At 46.6% G+C, this 18,539-nt stretch carries 20 protein-coding genes; 8 read left to right on the plus strand and 12 right to left on the minus strand.

What is annotated here, in order from left to right; genetic code table 11:
• The first annotated feature begins 220 nt into the window (after positions 1 to 220).
• The 3 genes from VOA_RS06275 to VOA_RS06265 all read left to right on the plus strand — a co-directional run bounded on the left by VOA_RS06275 (position 221) and on the right by VOA_RS06265 (position 2,069).
• Positions 221 to 382 carry a hypothetical protein gene (locus VOA_RS06275; RefSeq protein ID WP_009356054.1) on the plus strand — a complete coding sequence of 54 codons (162 nt, stop codon included), beginning with the start codon at positions 221 to 223 and terminating at the stop codon, positions 380 to 382.
• A gap of 56 nt (positions 383 to 438) precedes the next feature.
• Positions 439 to 729, plus strand: a complete 291-nt coding sequence (locus tag VOA_RS06270) for a hypothetical protein (RefSeq protein ID WP_001145311.1) — start codon at positions 439 to 441, stop codon at positions 727 to 729.
• 86 nt (positions 730 to 815) lie between these two features.
• On the plus strand, positions 816 to 2,069 hold the full coding sequence (locus VOA_RS06265; protein WP_001123827.1) for a hydroxymethylglutaryl-CoA reductase: 1,254 nt from the start codon (positions 816 to 818) through the stop codon (positions 2,067 to 2,069).
• 71 nt (positions 2,070 to 2,140) lie between these two features.
• Here VOA_RS06265 and modC read toward each other — a convergent pair whose 3' ends face one another.
• The 4 genes from modC to VOA_RS06245 are packed head-to-tail and all read right to left on the minus strand — an operon-like array spanning position 2,141 to position 6,170.
• On the minus strand, positions 2,141 to 3,241 hold the full coding sequence (gene modC / locus VOA_RS06260) for a molybdenum ABC transporter ATP-binding protein ModC (protein ID WP_001006507.1): 1,101 nt from the start codon (positions 3,239 to 3,241) through the stop codon (positions 2,141 to 2,143).
• Positions 3,241 to 3,930, minus strand: coding sequence for a molybdate ABC transporter permease subunit (gene modB / locus VOA_RS06255; protein WP_000954632.1), 690 nt, complete (start codon positions 3,928 to 3,930; stop codon positions 3,241 to 3,243). The genes modC and modB overlap by 1 nt, the downstream gene beginning before the upstream one ends.
• Positions 3,931 to 3,936: 6 nt before the next feature.
• Positions 3,937 to 4,695: a molybdate ABC transporter substrate-binding protein gene (gene modA, locus VOA_RS06250; protein WP_000476363.1), complete on the minus strand. Its 759-nt coding sequence runs from the start codon at positions 4,693 to 4,695 to the stop codon at positions 3,937 to 3,939.
• 11 nt (positions 4,696 to 4,706) lie between these two features.
• Complete coding sequence (locus VOA_RS06245) at positions 4,707 to 6,170, minus strand: cobyric acid synthase (protein WP_000613317.1); 1,464 nt, start codon at positions 6,168 to 6,170, stop codon at positions 4,707 to 4,709.
• 178 nt (positions 6,171 to 6,348) lie between these two features.
• Between VOA_RS06245 and VOA_RS06240 the strand changes: the two genes are divergently transcribed.
• From VOA_RS06240 to VOA_RS06235, 3 genes are all read left to right on the plus strand, one after another.
• A complete protein-coding gene (locus VOA_RS06240; protein ID WP_000831412.1) occupies positions 6,349 to 6,747 on the plus strand; it encodes a YgiW/YdeI family stress tolerance OB fold protein in 399 nt (132 codons plus the stop codon).
• 211 nt (positions 6,748 to 6,958) lie between these two features.
• Positions 6,959 to 7,477: a hypothetical protein gene (locus VOA_RS0118425; RefSeq protein WP_000932977.1), complete on the plus strand. Its 519-nt coding sequence runs from the start codon at positions 6,959 to 6,961 to the stop codon at positions 7,475 to 7,477.
• Positions 7,478 to 7,637: 160 nt separating this feature from the next.
• A complete protein-coding gene (locus VOA_RS06235) occupies positions 7,638 to 8,303 on the plus strand; it encodes a PilZ domain-containing protein (RefSeq protein ID WP_000218844.1) in 666 nt (221 codons plus the stop codon).
• On the opposite strand, the gene luxQ is transcribed toward VOA_RS06235, so the two are convergent.
• The 6 genes from luxQ to VOA_RS06205 form a co-directional block, all read right to left on the minus strand.
• Positions 8,300 to 10,867, minus strand: a complete 2,568-nt coding sequence (gene luxQ, locus VOA_RS06230; protein ID WP_001026299.1) for a quorum-sensing autoinducer 2 sensor kinase/phosphatase LuxQ — start codon at positions 10,865 to 10,867, stop codon at positions 8,300 to 8,302. The genes VOA_RS06235 and luxQ overlap by 4 nt on opposite strands.
• A 21-nt stretch (positions 10,868 to 10,888) precedes the next feature.
• Positions 10,889 to 11,986, minus strand: coding sequence for an autoinducer 2-binding periplasmic protein LuxP (locus tag VOA_RS06225; protein ID WP_009356058.1), 1,098 nt, complete (start codon positions 11,984 to 11,986; stop codon positions 10,889 to 10,891).
• Between the two features lie 199 nt (positions 11,987 to 12,185).
• The gene (locus tag VOA_RS06220; protein ID WP_009356059.1) at positions 12,186 to 13,346 is read right to left on the minus strand and encodes a conjugal transfer protein TraF; all 1,161 of its coding nucleotides are present in this window, start codon (positions 13,344 to 13,346) and stop codon (positions 12,186 to 12,188) included.
• Between the two features lie 100 nt (positions 13,347 to 13,446).
• Positions 13,447 to 13,749, minus strand: coding sequence for a GIY-YIG nuclease family protein (locus VOA_RS06215; RefSeq protein ID WP_000388303.1), 303 nt, complete (start codon positions 13,747 to 13,749; stop codon positions 13,447 to 13,449).
• Positions 13,749 to 14,402: a YceH family protein gene (locus VOA_RS06210; protein ID WP_000155191.1), complete on the minus strand. Its 654-nt coding sequence runs from the start codon at positions 14,400 to 14,402 to the stop codon at positions 13,749 to 13,751. Before VOA_RS06210 ends, VOA_RS06215 begins: the two co-directional genes overlap by 1 nt.
• A gap of 42 nt (positions 14,403 to 14,444) precedes the next feature.
• Positions 14,445 to 14,642, minus strand: coding sequence for a hypothetical protein (locus tag VOA_RS06205; protein ID WP_001246064.1), 198 nt, complete (start codon positions 14,640 to 14,642; stop codon positions 14,445 to 14,447).
• A 187-nt stretch (positions 14,643 to 14,829) separates the two neighbouring features.
• Here VOA_RS06205 and VOA_RS06200 point away from each other — a divergent pair, with 187 nt between their 5' ends.
• On the plus strand, positions 14,830 to 15,150 hold the full coding sequence (locus VOA_RS06200) for a DUF496 family protein (RefSeq protein ID WP_001089529.1): 321 nt from the start codon (positions 14,830 to 14,832) through the stop codon (positions 15,148 to 15,150).
• A gap of 391 nt (positions 15,151 to 15,541) precedes the next feature.
• Entirely contained in the window at positions 15,542 to 15,793 is a 252-nt protein-coding gene (locus VOA_RS06195) for a YgjV family protein (RefSeq protein ID WP_017686428.1), read from the plus strand.
• Positions 15,794 to 15,858: 65 nt separating this feature from the next.
• On the opposite strand, the gene glpK is transcribed toward VOA_RS06195, so the two are convergent.
• Both glpK and VOA_RS06185 read right to left on the minus strand, forming a co-directional pair.
• On the minus strand, positions 15,859 to 17,376 hold the full coding sequence (gene glpK / locus VOA_RS06190; RefSeq protein ID WP_000139387.1) for a glycerol kinase GlpK: 1,518 nt from the start codon (positions 17,374 to 17,376) through the stop codon (positions 15,859 to 15,861).
• Positions 17,377 to 17,447: 71 nt separating this feature from the next.
• Positions 17,448 to 18,302, minus strand: a complete 855-nt coding sequence (locus VOA_RS06185) for an MIP/aquaporin family protein (RefSeq protein ID WP_001076940.1) — start codon at positions 18,300 to 18,302, stop codon at positions 17,448 to 17,450.
• Positions 18,303 to 18,539: the final 237 nt, after the last annotated feature.

The following is an 18,539-nucleotide window of genomic DNA, read 5'->3' on the forward strand; positions in this document are numbered from 1 at the left end:
TTGGAGTGAACGAACATAGCCAACACCGCTGCCGCTTCAGGTAGGAAGGTATATCACCACATCTTTTGAAAACACTGACACTTTTCGGACAAAAATCCACCAGCACAGCGTTAATTTTTGCGTATTACAACACGGCGACATAGAGCGGAGCAGGATGATGAGCACCGATTGTCGAAAACGTCTGAACAACGACCTATTTTTATTACTACCGGAACACACAATGAATCATCAACAATTTGAACGTTGGAAATCACAGCTGAGCCAATTAAGTCCGCAGCAACTACGCGCCTTACAGGGAGAGATTGATCGTTCCCTACACCAAGGTGAAACTTCTCTGCTAACCGATGAAGAACTGGACGCAATTGCACACCTGTTTTCTTAACTTGAGTAACCCAAGCGGTACGGCTAAACTTTAAGCACAAAGGTGAGGTAAATACTATGCCCGTATCAGCAGTCCCCAATGGCTCTTCAATGCTCATGCAATCTTCCAAAATGATGGAAGACGCCGCACGTGACATTCAACAATCTAGCCTCCCTGTTGAATCATCAAACAACAAAAATGTTGACCCAAGCCTACAACCTGCCCCTCCGGCACTCAAAAAACAGTATGCTGATCATATTGATGCTTTAAATGCCCTCAATCAGGCATCACACTACAGTCGCATCGGTACCAACATCATTCAGCGCGATCAAGACATGATCGGCACCATGTTGGATGTGCGTGTTTAAACCAAACTGTAAGCTTTTTTATCCTCGCGTTGAAATTCACCTCTTTCGCTTTACAATGCCCAGCAAACTCAATACCAAGAACTGTTATGCCTAAGTTTGCTCTGCTGCCCCCTTATTCGCCGGATATGGCGACTCTTGATAACGATATGCTGACTGAGCAACTCGCTCCGCGCTTTCACAGGCCAAATTTACGCCTAACGCCAAGCCCCACACTCAATGAACAACAAGTCATGAAGCGCTGGCAAAAACTGGATGCCCCCCAAGCTCAAGCGTTACTGCTCGATGAACATACCGAGCAGACCATGCTGGCTTACCAGAAAAACATCGAATATTTCATTGGCACCGTGAAGTTACCTGTCGGAATTGCCGGGCCGCTGCGCGTCAACGGTTCCCATGCCCAAGGGGATTATCTGGTTCCGCTTGCCACCACAGAAGCTGCATTAGTTGCTTCATATCACCGCGGTAGCCAGCTGATCACCGCGGCAGGGGGAGCAAGTGCATTATTGATCAATGAAGGGGTGACTCGAACGCCTGTCTTTGCCTTTCTCTCTTTGGCGCAAGCAGGACAATTTGTCGGTTGGGTCACCAGCCAGTTTGAACAGATGAAAGAGATCGCTCAATCCACCACCGCGCACGGTAAGCTCAAAGATATTCAAGTCAATATTGAGGGTAATCACGTCTATCTGGTGTTTGAATACACCACTGGCGATGCGAGTGGGCAGAACATGGTGACCATCGCTACACACGCGGTATTCGAGTTTATTTTGAGCCACTCTCCGGTCACTCCGACTCAAGCTTTTTTGGACGGTAATCTCTCCGGCGATAAAAAAGCCAACAGCTACACGCTGCGCAGTGTGCGTGGCAAGAAAGTAACGGCAGAAGTTCACCTATCCTCTGAGTTAGTCAAAAAATATCTGCACACCACACCAGAAAAAATGGTGCAGTTTGGCCAAATGACCACGGTGGGTGGTGCGCTCAGTGGAGCCATCGGAGTCAACGCGCATTACGCGAATGCCCTAGCGGCACTCTACATTGCGTGCGGACAAGATGCCGCGTGTGTCGCGGAATCAGCGATTGGGATGACACGTATGGAAATTCACCCGAAAGGCGGTTTGTATGCCAGTGTGACGTTACCCAATTTGATGGTGGGAACGGTTGGGGGCGGCACTAGCCTACCCAGCCAACAGGCTTGCTTATCTTTAATGGGATTAGCGGGACAAGGCCACGCCAGAGCCTTAGCAGAAGTAGCGGCCGCACTTTGTCTTGCCGGTGAGTTATCGATTGTTGGAGCGTTTTGTGCAGGGCATTTTTCGCGTGCGCACCATAAGCTCGCGCGCTGAACACCCAGCGCGCAAAACTCATTTCCTGTGCAAAGCAATACCAGAATCAGTAAGGCTAAGGAATAAAAAGATTAGTGGGTCAGGATCACATCGCGTTGTGACACGCTGACCCCTTTAATTTGCGCGAATACAGACATGCCCACTTCTAGCGCCAACTCCGCGTAAGCCCATTCAGTGACCACCGCCCACAAATAGCATGCCGGTGCTAATTCCAGTTTCAGCGAAACACTTTTTTTGCTCGGTTGTTGGTGTTCAATCGCCACAATGCGCGCAGGCAAAATATTTCGAATTGAGCTCGCGGTGGGTTTGTCTAACGCTATCGACACATCATTGGCACGCACTTGCATGCGCACACTGCTGCCGATTTCAGCATCCACTTGCTGTACCCAAAGTAGAACCTCATCCGCCAAGCGAACTTGAGTCAAACCGTATTCTTGGTGATGTTTGGCCACCATCGCGGAAAACAGCGTGCTTTGTTCACTGAATGATTGCCAAGGTCGCATCGCTTTGGATGACCATACTTGATCAATCGGCCCCGAACTCAAAACTTTGCCCTGATCCAACACCACCAGATGATCGGCCAAGCGCAAAATTTCCTGCATGCTGTGTGATACATAAAGGATCGGCAGCTGAAAATGCTGCGCGAGATTTTCCAGAAACGGCATCACCTCTTTCTTGCGCGGCATATCTAACGAAGCCAGCGGTTCATCCATCAGCAACAAATCGGGTTTAGACAGCAGTGCGCGGCCAATCGCCACACGCTGCTTTTCTCCACCGGAGAGATCGCGTGGATGGCGATCTAATAACGGCTCTAATGCCAATAAGCGAGTGACGCTGATAAAGTAATCCGGATCAGCTTGGGTAACCCCGTAATTGAGGTTACCACGCACCGTGTAGTGCGGAAAAAGCCGTGCATCTTGGAACACATAACCGATCTTGCGCCGTTCAATTGGCAGGTTAATGCGCTGTGATGAACTAAACAGAGTCCGTCCGGCAAGGTGAATTTCACCGTGCTCAGGCGTGGTTAATCCACTGATCAGGTTGATTAACGAGGTTTTCCCCGCTCCAGAACGGCCAAAAATCGCGCAAATCCCTGATGCAGGCAGTCGTAAATCCACATCGAGGTGAGTATCCCCTAATTGCTTTTGGATTTGTAAAATCACCTCGTTCATTACTGTACTCCTAGGCGATGCTTCATGCGCCGGCTTAACCATTCAGAAGTAAACAGTGAACCCAATGCAATAACGATGGAGATCACACACAGCCGCGCGGCTTCCATTTCCGAACCCGGTGTTTCTAAAAAGGTGAACATGGCCAGCGGAATGGTTTGCGTTTCCTCTGGGATGTTAGAAACAAAACTGATGGTGGCGCCAAACTCGCCAAGGCTACGCGCAAACGCCAACATCACCCCAGTCAAAATTCCCGGCAAAGTTAACGGCAAAGTGATGGTGAAAAAGACTCGCAGTGGCGATGCACCTAACGTGCGGGCTGCTTGTTCGAGTTTTTGATCGACACTTTCCAGACTGAGACGAATCGATCGCACCATTAAAGGCAGCGCAATCACCATACAAGCCAACACTGCGCCACGCCAACTGAAGCTGAAACTCAGCCCAAACACTTGATAAAGCCATTGGCCGATAAAACCTTGCCGACCCATACTGATCAGCAGCAAATAGCCAATCACTACCGGCGGCAAAACCAGCGGCAAGTGTACTAAACTATCAATCAGCCCTTTCCCCACAAAAGAAGTACGTGCTAACACCCACGCTAGCACTATGCCGATCGGCAGCAACCATAACGTGGCGTAACCCGCCACTTTCAAACTCAGCACCAGCGCTGCCCATTCGTAATCGGTCAACACAACGCATTACTCGCTGGCAGATTCAAAACCAAATCCTTGCAAGATTTGTTGTGCTTGGGCTGAGCGGAAATACTTCACCAACTCGGCACTGGCGGTGTTATCGTTAAGTTGTGCCAGTGGGTAACGAATCGCTTGATGTGACTGCACTGGGAAAGTCGTCACGATCGTGACTTTGTCACTGAGCAGAGCATCGGTTTTATAGACAATCCCAAGCGGCGATTCACCACGTTCCACCAATGCCAGAGCCAAACGCACATTATTGGTTTGCGCAAGGCGTGATTTTAGTGGCGACCATACTCCGGCATGTTGCAAAGCTTGCTTGGCATAAATACCCGCAGGTACGGTATCGACTTGTGCCACCGCCAATCGAGAGTCCGCTAATGCTGCTTGCCATGCTGATAGATTTTGCACATCAAATGCTTCAATAGGCTGCGTAGAAGGACGAATCAAGACCAAACTGTTTGCCGCAAGCGTTGTGACGTTTTGTGGTTTGACCAAAGACTTCTCAACCAAGTAATTTGCCCACTCTTCATTGGCGGAAATAAACAGGTCAGCTGGCGCACCCGCTTCAATTTGGCGAGCCAAAGAGGAAGAACCACCGTACACCGTCACCAATTTAACATCATGCTGCTGTTGATAGGCTTCAGCCAAGGCATTGACCGCATTGCTCATCGACGATGCCGCATAGATGTGCAGCGTCTCTTTTGCACTCACAACCTGCACGTTAAAAGTGATACACAGCAGCCACAGAATTCGTTTGAACATGTGAATTTTCCTTATAAGTCTGGCCACAAGAGTTTGAGATCGAGGTGCTCTTCAATCGCATCGGCGATACGGTCAATTGCCCGCTCTTGTACTGCTCTGTGGTCATACTGTTCGATTTCGACAGCGCCTGCCCATTGGCAAACACGCAGCGCGGTTTCAGGGCGGTCAAAAATACCATGTAAATAGGTACCAAAGAGTTGATTGCAGTCACTGACTAACCCATCGACGCTACCATCACTGAGCAAAATCGGACTTTTTTGATCTTCAGCCCAAGTCGAGCGTCCAGCATGAATCTCATAACCTTGCGCGATAACTTCTTGTCCATCGAGCATTAAAGTGCCTTGCACATTGGTGAGACGCTTTTCTGCGGTGAGCTCAGTTTCCATCGCAAATAGACCCAGCCCTTCGCTGCTTCCCGCTTCACCTTCAATACCTAATGGGTCATGTACCCATTTCCCAAGCATTTGAAAGCCGCCACAAATCCCCATGACTTTACCACCCAAGCGCATGTGACGGAGGATCTCTTTATCCCATCCTTGAGAGCGTAAATAAGCGAGATCCGCTCGCGTGGATTTAGTACCGGGGAGAATGATCAGATCCGATCCCGAAAGTGATTCGCCCTGCCCGACATAACGAAAATCGATATTGGGATTCAGTCGCAGCGGGTCAAAATCCGTGTGATTACTGATTCGCGTAAACACAGGTACCGCAACACGCAGTTGGCGATCCGCTGAAAGTGTTTGATGTGCTGAAATTGCATCTTCCGCTTCCAGATCAAACCCGTGTAGATAGGGCAACACACCAATTACAGGCTTACCCGTTTTCTGCTCTAACCAGTCTAGTCCAGATTGCAGCAGCGCAATATCACCGCGAAAACGGTTAATCACAAAGCCTTTGACTCGTGCCTGCTCTGACTCTGAAAGCAGCGCCAACGTGCCGTATAAGTGGGCAAACACGCCACCGCGATCAATATCCGCCACAATCATCACCGGAACATCGGCCTTTTCAGCAAAGCCCATATTGGCGATGTCATTAGCACGTAAGTTGATTTCGGCTGGACTACCCGCACCTTCAATCATCACGGCTTCGTAGTCGTTTTGCAGACGCAGGAAGGAATCCATGACGGTATCCATCGCGACTTTTTTATAGTCGTGATAAGCGTTAGCTTCCATGTTGGACAACGCACGCCCCTGCAAAATCACTTGTGCGCCCGTATCGGAATTGGGTTTGAGCAATACCGGATTCATGTGCACGCTTGGTGCAATACCACATGCTTGAGCTTGTACGGCTTGTGCGCGGCCAATCTCACCACCGTCCGGCGTTACTGCGCTGTTTAACGCCATATTCTGCGGCTTAAACGGGGCTACTTTGATGCCTCGGCGCGCCAATACACGGCACAGCCCCGCAACCAAAACACTTTTGCCCGCATCTGAGGTGGTGCCTTGCACCATTAAGGCTTTTGATGTCGGAATCATTTCAACTTAACTCTCTGAATTTGGCGACATAATAAGTGCTGAACCCAGCTCACTCAATAAAATGAACCGAATATTAATCATCACCTCAGTATTCGTTCAATTCCGATAGCGTTTAATAGCCACATCAAGACAACAAACAACTCTCGCTAAGAGAAAAATTAATTAAAAAGGAAAAACCATGAAACGTACTATTATCGCTCTGACTTCTGCTCTAATTCTGGCTCCGGCAGTAACCCTAGCTGCTGACAATTCTCAGCACATCAAATTTGTTGGCGATAACCAAGCACAAACCGGTGTGCAATTCCAAGGCCCTGTAGAAGTAGTGAAAGTGCAATCTCTGCTTGACTCATCAAACCCTTTTATGGAGAAAAAAGTGGTAGTAGAAGGCAACTTGGTTCGTCAACTGCGTAAGGACACTTATATGTTTTCTGATGGTAGCAACGAAATTCAGGTTGAACTGGATGATGACATTCGCCTAAACATAACCCTGACACCAGAGACCAAAGTGCGCCTATTCGGTGAGTTTGAAAACGGCCGCACACCAGAAATTGAAGTGGATCATATTGAACTGCTGTAATATTTCAGCCTAATTATTCACACAGCGATGCCTTATGGCATCGCTGTTATTTTTCCTCTCCAAATGCTTTTCCTCTATTTCATCGCTCCTCAGATTAATTTTTCTGATGCAAAATCACCCAATAAGCAACGAAGAGAAATAAATGGCCTGTAATTTGCTTACTATTACGGTATCTTTGCCACTTATTTGATTGCTTGCGGACAACGTTTTTATGCTTAACAAAACGCACCTTACTTTTCTGCTCAGTTCAGTGCTTTCTACTCCAGCTTTGGCCAACAATTTCAATTACAACTTTGTGGAATTCAGAACCGCAATGAGCCCAGAGTCTGTCGGCGCAGAGTTCAGCACTTACTTTACCGATAATTCACATTTTATTGCACGTATCGATTCTCAACTGGATAGTGATTGGGATATTGCGGGCGGTATTGGTTTTAATGGTCCAGTAAATCAATTTGCCGATGTGTATGGGCAAATGTTGGTACACAACATCCGCATGCCAAAAGAGTTGGGTGGGGAAAGAGATACTGAACTTGAATTCAATCTTGGAGGCCGCGTTTGGCTAACAAACCAAGTTGAAGGTCATGCACGTATCGGTCGTTTGGGAGATCATTCGGTATTTATGGCTGGTGTCCGCTTTCACTCCACCGAGCAACTTTCACTGAGTGCAGAGACCCGCAATGCCGGCGTTTGGGGACCTCAAATCGGTATGAGTGTCCGCTTCCAATTTTAATTGGGCTCCCTTTCTCTGTTCTAGCCAAGTTGAGAAAAACAACTCAACTTGGCGCATATCTACCGTCAACTTCGTGTAAGAATACCGCTCACAAAGTAGCAAACACCCATTGTTAAGGTGTATAACTTTGCCATTATTTAGAAGATGTTAAGAGCTTTGCATGACGGTTAGTTCAACAGATCTAAACAAACTGGCATTACTCCTAAAACCCGGCATGAAAGTGTCGGTTGAAATACAATTTGGCCCAGAAGATTCTTATGCTTTTCACACCACTCTGATTGGACACAAAATTGATCAGCACATTATTTTGGACTTGCCGCTCAAAGCGCATCAAGCTTTGGTGATGCGTAAACTCAAGAATGTCCATATCGTGCTTCGAGGAATGTGTGATACTGAATTAGGGCACATAGTGGCTTTTCAGAGTTCCATTTTGCAAGCCAGTACCAAGCCATTCTGCATGCTCTTTATGCGCCCACCAAAACACTTTGCCACCAAAGCGATTCGCAGCCATGAGCGCTATAAGATAGCAATTCCTGCCGAATTGAATGAAAACAACCGAAGCTACTCTGGTACTTTGATTGATTTTTCAATCTCAGGCTGTGGGGTATTCATTGATGGGGAAAATGAGTTAAACAAAGGTTCCAAAGTACGAATCAACAGTGAACTTGATCCATTTCTGCCCAAACGAATCAAAAGTCAGATCGTTAATATTCGCCGTCAATCCAATGGGCATCTCATCGGTATTCAGTTTGATCAGCCCATCACTTTGACAGAAACGCTCAAAAAGCAGGTGTTAGAGCAAGCTTTTCTCGCTGGCTCCATCTAAAACTCCTCTTGGCTCAAGTGCTGATTTTTGAAATGCTCTAGCGCTTGATGCAAGGTTTGCTCTTTCAAAGGCTTAACTAAAACAAACTCGGCGCCAGCATGGAAAAATGCTTGCCGCGTTTCTTCAAGGCCATCAGCCGTACAGGCATACACGACAACCGGCAAATTCAGCACTTTTTTTATCGTGTGCGTGGTTTCAACACCGTCTAGATAAGGCAGTTGGTTATCCATTAACACTAAGTCATAGCGATGTTGTTTGAGCTCTTCAAGCGCTTGTAAACCATCAGTGACCCAACTGACATCCAAACCATATTTACGGCAAAATGCTTGAGCAATAAAAGCGTTGGTGTGGTTATCTTCCACCAGCAATACACGCAGCGGCTTATCAAACAACTGATACGGTTCTTGTGGCGGCGCAAGTTGCTTTGGAGCTGCCACCGCCTCTACCAATTCAATGGGTAACTGGATCTCAAATCGTGTACCACGCCCATACTCCGAGCTGACATGCAGCTGCCCACTCAACATCTCGACTAAGCTGTGCACAATCGCTAACCCTAAGCCACTGCCACCATATTCACGGGTTGTGGTAGATTCGGCTTGCACAAATGGCTCAAAAATCACCGTGAGATCTTGTTCGCGGATCCCAATCCCCGTATCCACAACCTGAATCACGAGCTGTGCTAACGGATCACCTTCTATCAGCTCAAGAACGACTCGGATAGACCCTTGATGAGTAAACTTAATGGCATTGTTCAGTAGATTAAACAGTATCTGGTTGATACGTACTTGGTCGCTGCGAACTAACACTGCACTGGTGATGTTTGAGTCCACCACTAACTCTAGTCCTTTGTCGTTACACAGAGGGCGATAAATTCGGTCGATGGCATACACCAATTCATTGAGCCGGAATTCGCTCTTTTGAATACGGAATTTGCCTTGCTCTAAACGAGAAAAATCTAAGATATCATTCAGTACTGCTAGCAAATGCTCACCACTGCTACACAGAACGGCGACATGCTCACGCTGTTCATCGGTAAGCGGTGTACGTTTCAACAACTGGGAAACCCCTAGCACACCATTGAGTGGTGTACGTAGCTCGTGACTCATTTTAGCCAAAAACTCAGCTCTAACCCGTGCCGACTCTTCCGCTTCGCGCCTTGCGACTTGGCTCTGTTTCTCGGCTTCTGCAATCGAGGTTACATCCTGCCCTTGAGTAATGATTGAAATGATCTGCCCTTCCACCTTAATCGGTGACAAGTTCCAGCGATACACTCGGCCATCCACTTCGGTTGTCACTTCACTGGGACTTTTACCTTGTGCAGCATAGGTAATCATGGGTAACAATTGCTTTTCAAGAATTTCAAACAAGAAGTGGTTCTGTGAATCTTCTCGGAGAAACTGGATTTGTGCCGAAGGGTTCATGCGGATCAAACGGCCAGCAGTGTTCCAAAGCATGGTCGGGGACAAGGCAAAATTAAACAGATCTTCAAACTGCTTTTCTTTGTTCGCCAAACGGCGAAATGACTGCTCTAAAGTGCGCCCAAAGTAGTCAAATTCATAGATTTTGGAACCTTCAAAATCACTTTTGGTATCAAGATCCATCAATTTGTGCGTGTAATTCATCAGCGTTTCAATTTCAGACTGAATCCGCTTTTGCAGCCACCAGCGTGAAGCTATCGACACTCCCACTAACATCAAAAGTGAAAACGCGATCCAGAAATAAAAATTATCGCGCAGGGTCAACACATTTTGATTGGTTTGAATGGAGTAGACACACAGATACGTCGAAACACTTTCTACATCTAAGTACGTTTTTCCAACAATAAAGCTGTCACTCATTGCATCATGACCACTGTTCAACACATTTTCTAGCGAATATGGTTCATTCCCTTTCAGCGTTGAGGCCAGAGGTGTGGAATCCACCGCTAATACTAGATTGTCTGAGTTACTGCCACTGCGAATGGTTTCGACTAAAGCAAAGTTGTCGTTTAGGACTATCCCTACATAAAGATACCCCATCACTTGCCCAGTTCCAGGCTCAATCAATGAAGAACGGCGAACAAGTAAGTGAATCTGCTTCCCTTCACTAGGGGTTTGCACCAGATGCCAGTTGCCACTGATGGCAACCTTGCGGATCAGTTTTTTCTGCTCTTCAGGGGAAATTCCATAAAATGTCGCGTTACCATCATCCCATAGGATCTCATCATTGCTTGCGATAAAACGTAGATCTGGCGCATTGGAGAGCTCGAGCTCATCAACACTGGAGAAGAATTCATCGAGCTGATTTGATTGTCGACTTGCTAATGCACTGGTTAAACTGGCATTTTTTGCCGTACTGTCTTGATGAATTTTGAGTGCGGCGAGCCGAAAGTCGAACAGACTTTGGATTAAACTCGATGTTTGAACTGAAGTACGTTGCCCTTCCTGTGCCATCAAGCGGCTACTGATCTGATAGCTTTGAAACAAAACGCTCAGGATCAACAGCCCCATGGTTGCAACTACGGCATGAGTAATAAAGGAGGCTATACGTTGCTTATGCTTGATCTGACTAGGTCGAATGTTCAAACACGAAATCCTCTTTTGCCCTTAACGGTCCGAATAACGGAAAGCTCGAGCTTTCAGTATTTCAACATGTTGAGCTGAGTCTTGTTGAGTCACAATTTCAAAATCACCCGAATAGACTAAGGGTACGGCTTCTCCTTCCAGATCCCATTTAATGGCTTCGGCCATGGCAACACCAGTATCATCATTCATACGCATGATCGTCAAATCCAATTCACCTTTAGCCAGTGCATCAAGTTCAGCAGAACCCCCGCCCCACCCATTCAGGAGGATGTCCTCTCGCCCGAGTTCTTTTAAAGCCTGCGCAGCACCTAAAGCAATGTCCGTTGCGCAAGCGTAAATAAAGCCAATCTCTGGATTATTCTTAACTATGTTTAAGGTGGCTTCATAGCCACTTTGTTCCGTTGCTTTCGTGTAATACGAGGAAGCCAACTGATACTGATTGGTTTCATTCATCTTCTGGATGAACGTATCTCCACGCGCCTCACTGATATAACCTTCGGAGAAATAGAGTACGGAATAAGGCTTTTGTTTAGGTGCGATCGCCTGATACTCCTTGGCCAGCTGTAATGCTCCAATTTCATGGTCGAACCCGATATACATCATAGGTTGTCGGCCTTGCCAATCTTTCACCGGTGTTGTGATATTCTGCAAAATCAGCTTAGTATCAGAAGAATTGAGCACGTGCTCAATAAACTTGCGGTGACGTGTCGTATCTAAGGTGAATATCAGATAATCACTTTTGTTTTTCAACGCTTCCATCAGAGAGAGGCTTTGCTGACGAGTGTCCAAATTAGGGCGAGTGAAGACTTGGTTAATTTGGTAAGGAATACGGAGTTCGTCCATTCGTTTTTCAAACGCTTTAATGTTGCGTACCCAATAGTCAGAGATTTGTTGTCCGGGATAAACCACGGAGATAATCACTGGGTTTGCTCGCTTATTTTTAAGAGGAATTGGCTTGTCACGCACGGCTTGCGAAAGCAGCTCAGTTAAATGCTGCTGCTCTGGGTATTGCTTCAGAAAAGCATCGTAGTGCCAATAACCCTTTAAAGAATCCGCCTGAGTGGCAGTGGTGAAGAGCGTTGCTGTTAAAAGCAGCGACAGCAATATTTTTCTTTTCATAGTTTCCTCATGAGGATCAACCAATGAATTACGGTTCCAGTCGCGGCCAGTACCCATAATAAAGAGAAGGTGAACTCTTTTGCCCTGAGGGGGAAAGGGTTGCCACTGATTATTAAGCATCATAGGAACAATTCATAGAGCAGACATGGGAAAAATGGTTTCTCATGCCTGCAAATGCTCATTTATTCAACAATTTAAATCAGAAGGTAAAGGCCAGATTCGCCGAAACACCATACTGATTGCTCCCAGCGTAGGAACCCGCGAGATCCAAATTAACCAAATCTCCAGGACTAATACCCAAACCGAGCGATACAGAATCATCTAACGAATTTTGTAAATCCACTTCATAGCCCGCCCGAAGCTGAGCCCAATTCCATGCATTCCCTTCAATCCCGATCCGGATAAACTGAGTATCATCTTTATCACCACTGAACCGACGCTGCTTGGTTAAATCCAGATCCAATGCTGCAACAAAGAAATCGCTGACATAACTACCAGACACGGTGATTTGAGTATCCAAGTTATAGGTATTGTTTTTATTAAACGTTTCAATGTCTTTCGCAAACAGATCTTTTACCGCCATCCCTAGTCGATACTGTTCGAGCAACCAAACTGCGCCAATATCAAAGTTAAAGGCATTGTCTTTCACTTCACTTTTATCGTAATCATTTAAGTCAAAAGATTTGATTGAGGCATTATCTTGATAAGTTCGCAACTGTTGCACTTTGGGGGTAACCCCCAACGCGACCGTTTGTCCGCCGAGCACAACTTGTTTTGCAATCGCAACCCCAACTTCGGTGTAACTGAATGCCGTAATATCCACATCCGAGTTTTGATAGCGATTTTGCACATCTGTGGCGCTATCACCTGTTTTAGCTGCCACATTGGGTTTAGCGATCACCTCAGCATAGCCGCGAGTAAAAAAGTTCAATGACACCGCTTTAAGTGGCATTGCAACAGCCAAGCCAATTCCCGCTGTCACTGCCAATGGTTTGTCATCCGATAACTGATCGAGATAACGGTTCATCTGGTCAATATTGTCTTGGGTTGCCGCACCCGCTCCTAATCGTTCAAATTGTTCAATCGAATCTTGCAGATCATCTAACGTTGTTAGAGATTCATCAGTGTCCTCAGCTCTTAGCCCTATGCTAGGCAGTAGCACACCAAAGGAATCTTTCTTCCGATAAACCGCGGTTAGTGCAGGGTTATAATAAGGCGCGAGAAGATAATCAGCAGAGGAAACGCCTGTGTTTCCCATACCCGTACCACGAGCATCTACCACCAAGTTGTCTGCTATGGCGATTGATGGAATGGCCATAGCCATGACCATAGTTAAAGTATTTTTTATTTGATTATTCATTCCTTTACCAACCTATTTTCGGGAGCCCCATAAACAAGGTTAATACAAGAATGACTTTTTCCCAGCGAACAAGGTGATCGCGTTCACTAATCAGGCAGGATCAACAGAAAATAACGTTGCAGTGTTCGATATGAGCGCAGCCTTCAACCAGCTTTTCTTTTTGTGCTTTCGAAAGTGCTTTAATTCGGCACTCCAACTTGAGTGCCGTACTTTTGTCATCAACAGGGTAAGTCCACACCAATTCGAGTGGACCTTTCCCTCGCAAAGCTTTTGCTCCGCATCCTTTCTGATGCTGAGCAAAGCGGCGCGCGATGTTAGTAGTAATGCCACAGTAAAGTGCGTTATTGGCACAACGCACCAGATAGACAAACCAAGCTGAAGAGATGAGATCAGACGCTTCCATCAACCTAAATGCAGCTCAATAAGTGCACGTAACTCTGCCACTTCTTCACGCAGAGCAGCAACTTCCTGCTCCAGTTCAGCCAGTTGTAACGATGATGGAGCCCCTTCCATATCCGCACTGGCCGCAAAGGTACTCATGTCAATGTCACCGCAAAACAGATGATGATAGCGAGATTCTCGCTTACCGGGTTCACGTGGCAGTTTGACGACTAAAGCACCTGAAGATCGGTTAGCTAATTGTTCGAGCACCGCTTCGGTTTCTTTGACATCGCTAAAATTACATAAGCGATTGGTGCGCGTACGCAGTTCACCCGGCGTTTGCGCTCCACGCAGAAGCAAGCAACAAATTAGCCCAAGCTCTTGTTCATTCAGCTTCAAATCGCCAAATTCCGTATTGCAGAAACGGTGCTGATATTTGCTAGTACGGCTGTTAAAGCTGCTTTCATCACTCACAAGGCGACGAGCAATCAGTGCTTCCACCGTATCTTGCACTTCCGCTTCACTCAGAGAGAGCACCGGCTCACGATTGCTCTTTTGGTTACAAGCCGTTGTCAGGCTATTGAGCGTCAATGGGTAGTGATCGGGCGTGGTAACTTCTTTTTCAATCAAACAGCCAATTACGCGGGCTTCGAGTGGGGAGAGTTGAATCGTCATCGTGCTTTCCTTCTGCTAACGGGCGAACCCGAAGTCGGTATTTTAATGCTCGGTTAATAGAGGCAACCGAATTATCTTGCCATTTTCATCAATCATGACGATTTTGGCGCGGTTTAACTCAATTTCGGTCAACTCGAGTTGCTCACGTGCGACAACGTAAGCCTCACGCAGCTTAATGGCAGCGGCATCAGGCTCAGTGTGTATCGGCGGTAAGGGAACCAAAATTTCAGAATTACGCATGGTTACTCAAGATGTCTTCATGAATGGCGCTAATGATATAGTGCATTTTTTCCTATGTACAATCGGCCAACACACTGAGTGGTGATAAATTGGCCAAGTTAAGCCGCATATTGATCTTAAGTCTGTTATGAAAAGAATTGTTGTGTTTTAATCTTCGCAGTTGCATTAAAAGTAGGAAAAGGAACCTATGAACAGCGTATTTGAAATTGTGAGCTTGGCTCGTCGCAAAAATAAACTTCAACGCGAACTCGATGATAACGAGAAAAAAGTTCGTGATAACCGTAAGCGTGTTGAACTGTTGGTTAACCTGTTGGACTACATCAAGCCAAACATGAGCCACGAAGAGATTCTTGGCATCATCAAAAACATGAAGTCTGACTATGAAGATCGTGTCGATGACCACATCATCAAGAGCGCGGAAATTTCTAAAGAGCGCCGTGACATCAGCCGCCGTATCAAAGATTTGACTGAGCACGATAAGCAGATGACTCAAGGCAAGAAAGCCTAATGATTTAAGACCCACCGCAAGGTGGGTTTTCTTTTTTGATTCGATCTATCCCAAAACTAACATATCTATCAATCGATGAATGCGAAAACTGAACGTGATCGACATTAAACGTTTGCGTAATCGCTAACCTTCTCCGAACAAAATTACGAGCCTTTCATCACATATTTTCCATTGCTATAGTGGTGGTAGTGAATCAACTGGATGCCCCAGCAAGCGCAACATTGACTAAAATAGCGATACAGCGGCATCTTTTCTTGAGGGTTTGAGCCTGTATATTCAGCATTCAAACTTACCAAGATAACCATTCGAGGCACGGAGCTTCCTCACTACTCTCACGATGAGAGGATTGGCACGACACTGACACTGTCCACACTTTATAGAGGGTCAAATAATGGAAATGAGTATGGTTGAAATTTTAGGATACGCAGCATCTATCATGGTGGCGGTTTCGCTAATGATGAAAGACATCGTAAGACTGCGTGTACTGAATTTTATTGGGTGTGCGCTATTCACCGCCTACGGATTGATGATTGATGCATGGCCAGTGGTCGTTACTAATGGCTTTATTGCCTGTGTAAACGTCTACTTCTTGGTGAAAATGCAGCAGGAAAAAAAGCCTGACGCGTCTTCGAGCGCGGCTTAATTCCCCCCAGACGAAAAAATAATGCCCGGTTTACCCGGGCATTATTTTTGTCAAGAAGGCGATGTCTACTCTTCTTCGTTGTGCAGCTCAGCCCATGCTTGAGCACATTTCACCGCACGTTTCCAACCTTTGTATCGACGTTGACGTTTCTCTTCATCATGATGCGGCGCAAAACTGCGATCAATTTCTGCTTTGCCCTGCAGCTCTTCCAAACCATCCCAGAAACCAACAGCGAGACCGGCCAGATAAGCCGCACCTAACGCGGTGACTTCCGTGACTTTCGGACGATGCACTTCAGTATCCAATACATCCGCTTGGAATTGCATGAGGAAGTTGTTGGCTACCGCACCACCATCGACACGCAGCGCAGAGAGCTTGATGCCGGAATCCGCTTGCATCGCATCCAACACATCACGTGTTTGGTAGGCAATACTTTCCAATGTGGCGCGGATAATGTGGTTGGAGTTCACACCACGAGTTAAGCCGACAATCGTGCCACGCGCATACGCATCCCAATATGGAGCGCCTAAGCCAGTGAAAGCTGGTACAACGTACACACCATTTGAGGTATCCACTTTGGTGGCGAAGTATTCTGAGTCGCGAGCATCGGAAATCAGTTTCAGTTCATCACGCAGCCATTGAATAGATGCACCGCCCATAAATACCGCGCCTTCCAGTGCATAAGCAGGTTCACCACGTGGGCCACAGGCGAGTGTCGTCAACAGTCCGTTGTGAGAAGTCACTTTTTCTTGTCCTGTGTTCATCAATAAGAAGCAGCCCGTACCATAGGTGTTCTTCGCTTGTCCCGCTTGCACGCACATTTGGCCGTACAGCGCAGCTTGTTGGTCACCGGCAATACCAGCGATAGGAATACGTGTACCGCCTTTACCACCAATGTTGGTTTGGCCATACACTTCCGACGATTTTTTCACTTCCGGCATCATGGAAAGCGGAATATTAAATTCGGCGAGGATCTTTTCATCCCACTGTAACGTGTTGATGTTGAACAGCATAGTACGCGATGCGTTGGTGTAATCGGTCACATGTACGCGTCCTTGGGTCATTTTCCACACTAACCAAGTATCTACGGTACCAAACAGCAGTTCACCTGCCTCGGCTTGCTCACGTGCGCCTTCAACATTGTCCAGAATCCATTTGATTTTGGTTCCAGAGAAGTAAGGATCGAGCACCAAACCGGTATTTTCGCGAATGTAACTTTCTAATCCGCGTGCTTTTAGCTCTTCACAAATGGCTGCAGTACGGCGACATTGCCAAACAATCGCGTTGTAGACAGGCTTACCGGTCTCTTTGTTCCAAACTACGGTGGTTTCACGTTGGTTAGTAATACCAATTGCCGCCACTTGATCGCTGCGAATGCCAGCTTTACCTAAAGCCTCAACTAATGTTGAACTTTGGGTTGCATAAATCTCTAACGGATCGTGCTCCACCCACCCTGCTTCTGGGTAGATTTGGGTAAATTCACGCTGAGAAACGCTCACGATGTTCGCATCATGGTCTAACACCACGGCACGAGAGCTGGTAGTACCTTGATCGAGAGCGACGATGTATTTTTGCTCAGTCATGTTCTGTTCCTTATGGTTTCACGTTCTTACGTAATATTTTTAATGTGTTTTGTTGTTTAATTTTATACCGGCTATGCGCGGGCTTCTTCATTCTCTTCCGTAACATCACATTGGTTCGGAATAGTGCAACCTGTGCCTGTTTTGGGTAGGTAAGCGGCGATAAATTTTGGGTATGCCCACGCACCAAAGCACGCACCTAGAATTGGTGCCACAATCGGTACGATGAAATAAGGGATCTCTTTTGCGCCCGTCAGGGCATAGTCCCATCCCGCTAGGTAAGCAAACAGTTTAGGACCGAAATCACGCGCTGGGTTCATAGCAAAACCTGTCAATGGACCTAATGAGCCGCCAATCACCGCAATCAAAATACCGATCAACAGAGGGTTCATTGCGTTGCGATGCGCGCCATTGTTTTCATCACCTAACGCCAAAATCGCGAACATCAGTACCGCAGTAATAGTGAATTCAACCGCCATTGCCCCCATAAAAGAGATAGAAGCATGAGGATAGGTTGAGAAAATCCCCGCTGTGGCTAACGCCTCTTGGCTGCTACGTACAAAGTTGTGAGCGATTTCATAATCAGTAAAAAGGTTGCTGTACAAGCTGTAGACCAAAGCAGCAGAGCAAAACGCACCTGCCAGTTGCGAGATGATGTAAGGCAGCACTTTCGCTTTATCAAAACCGTGGAAAGCGGCCAAAGCGATAGTAACCGCAGGGTTAATGTGTGCGCCAGAAACCCCAGCCGTGCAGTAGATAGCAATGGAGACACCGAAGCCCCAGACAATACTAATTTCCCACTGCCCAAATTGTGCACCCGCTAATACAAGGGCAGCAACGCAGCCCACGCCAAAGAAAATCAGTAAACCTGTGCCGATAAACTCGGCGATACACTGCCCAAGCAGAGTATGTTGCTTTGTTTGATTCATAATCAGAGTCCTATTTGTTATATTGCTACCAAAGCCGACTTTCTAAGAAAACAAAACCACACAAACTCTAAATATCAGTATTAAACGCTAAAATATTGGTAAGTATGATATGTTTTATCTACCGCCTACACTATCGGCTCTGATCACAAGAATTTTATGATCGTTATTGGATGAACAACGTTACTGTTCGCGGTGAATCTGGCACAAAAAAAACACCACGAAAACAAACGACCGCAA

Source organism: Vibrio sp. RC586, from assembly GCF_000176715.1.
Lineage (GTDB): Bacteria > Pseudomonadota > Gammaproteobacteria > Enterobacterales > Vibrionaceae > Vibrio.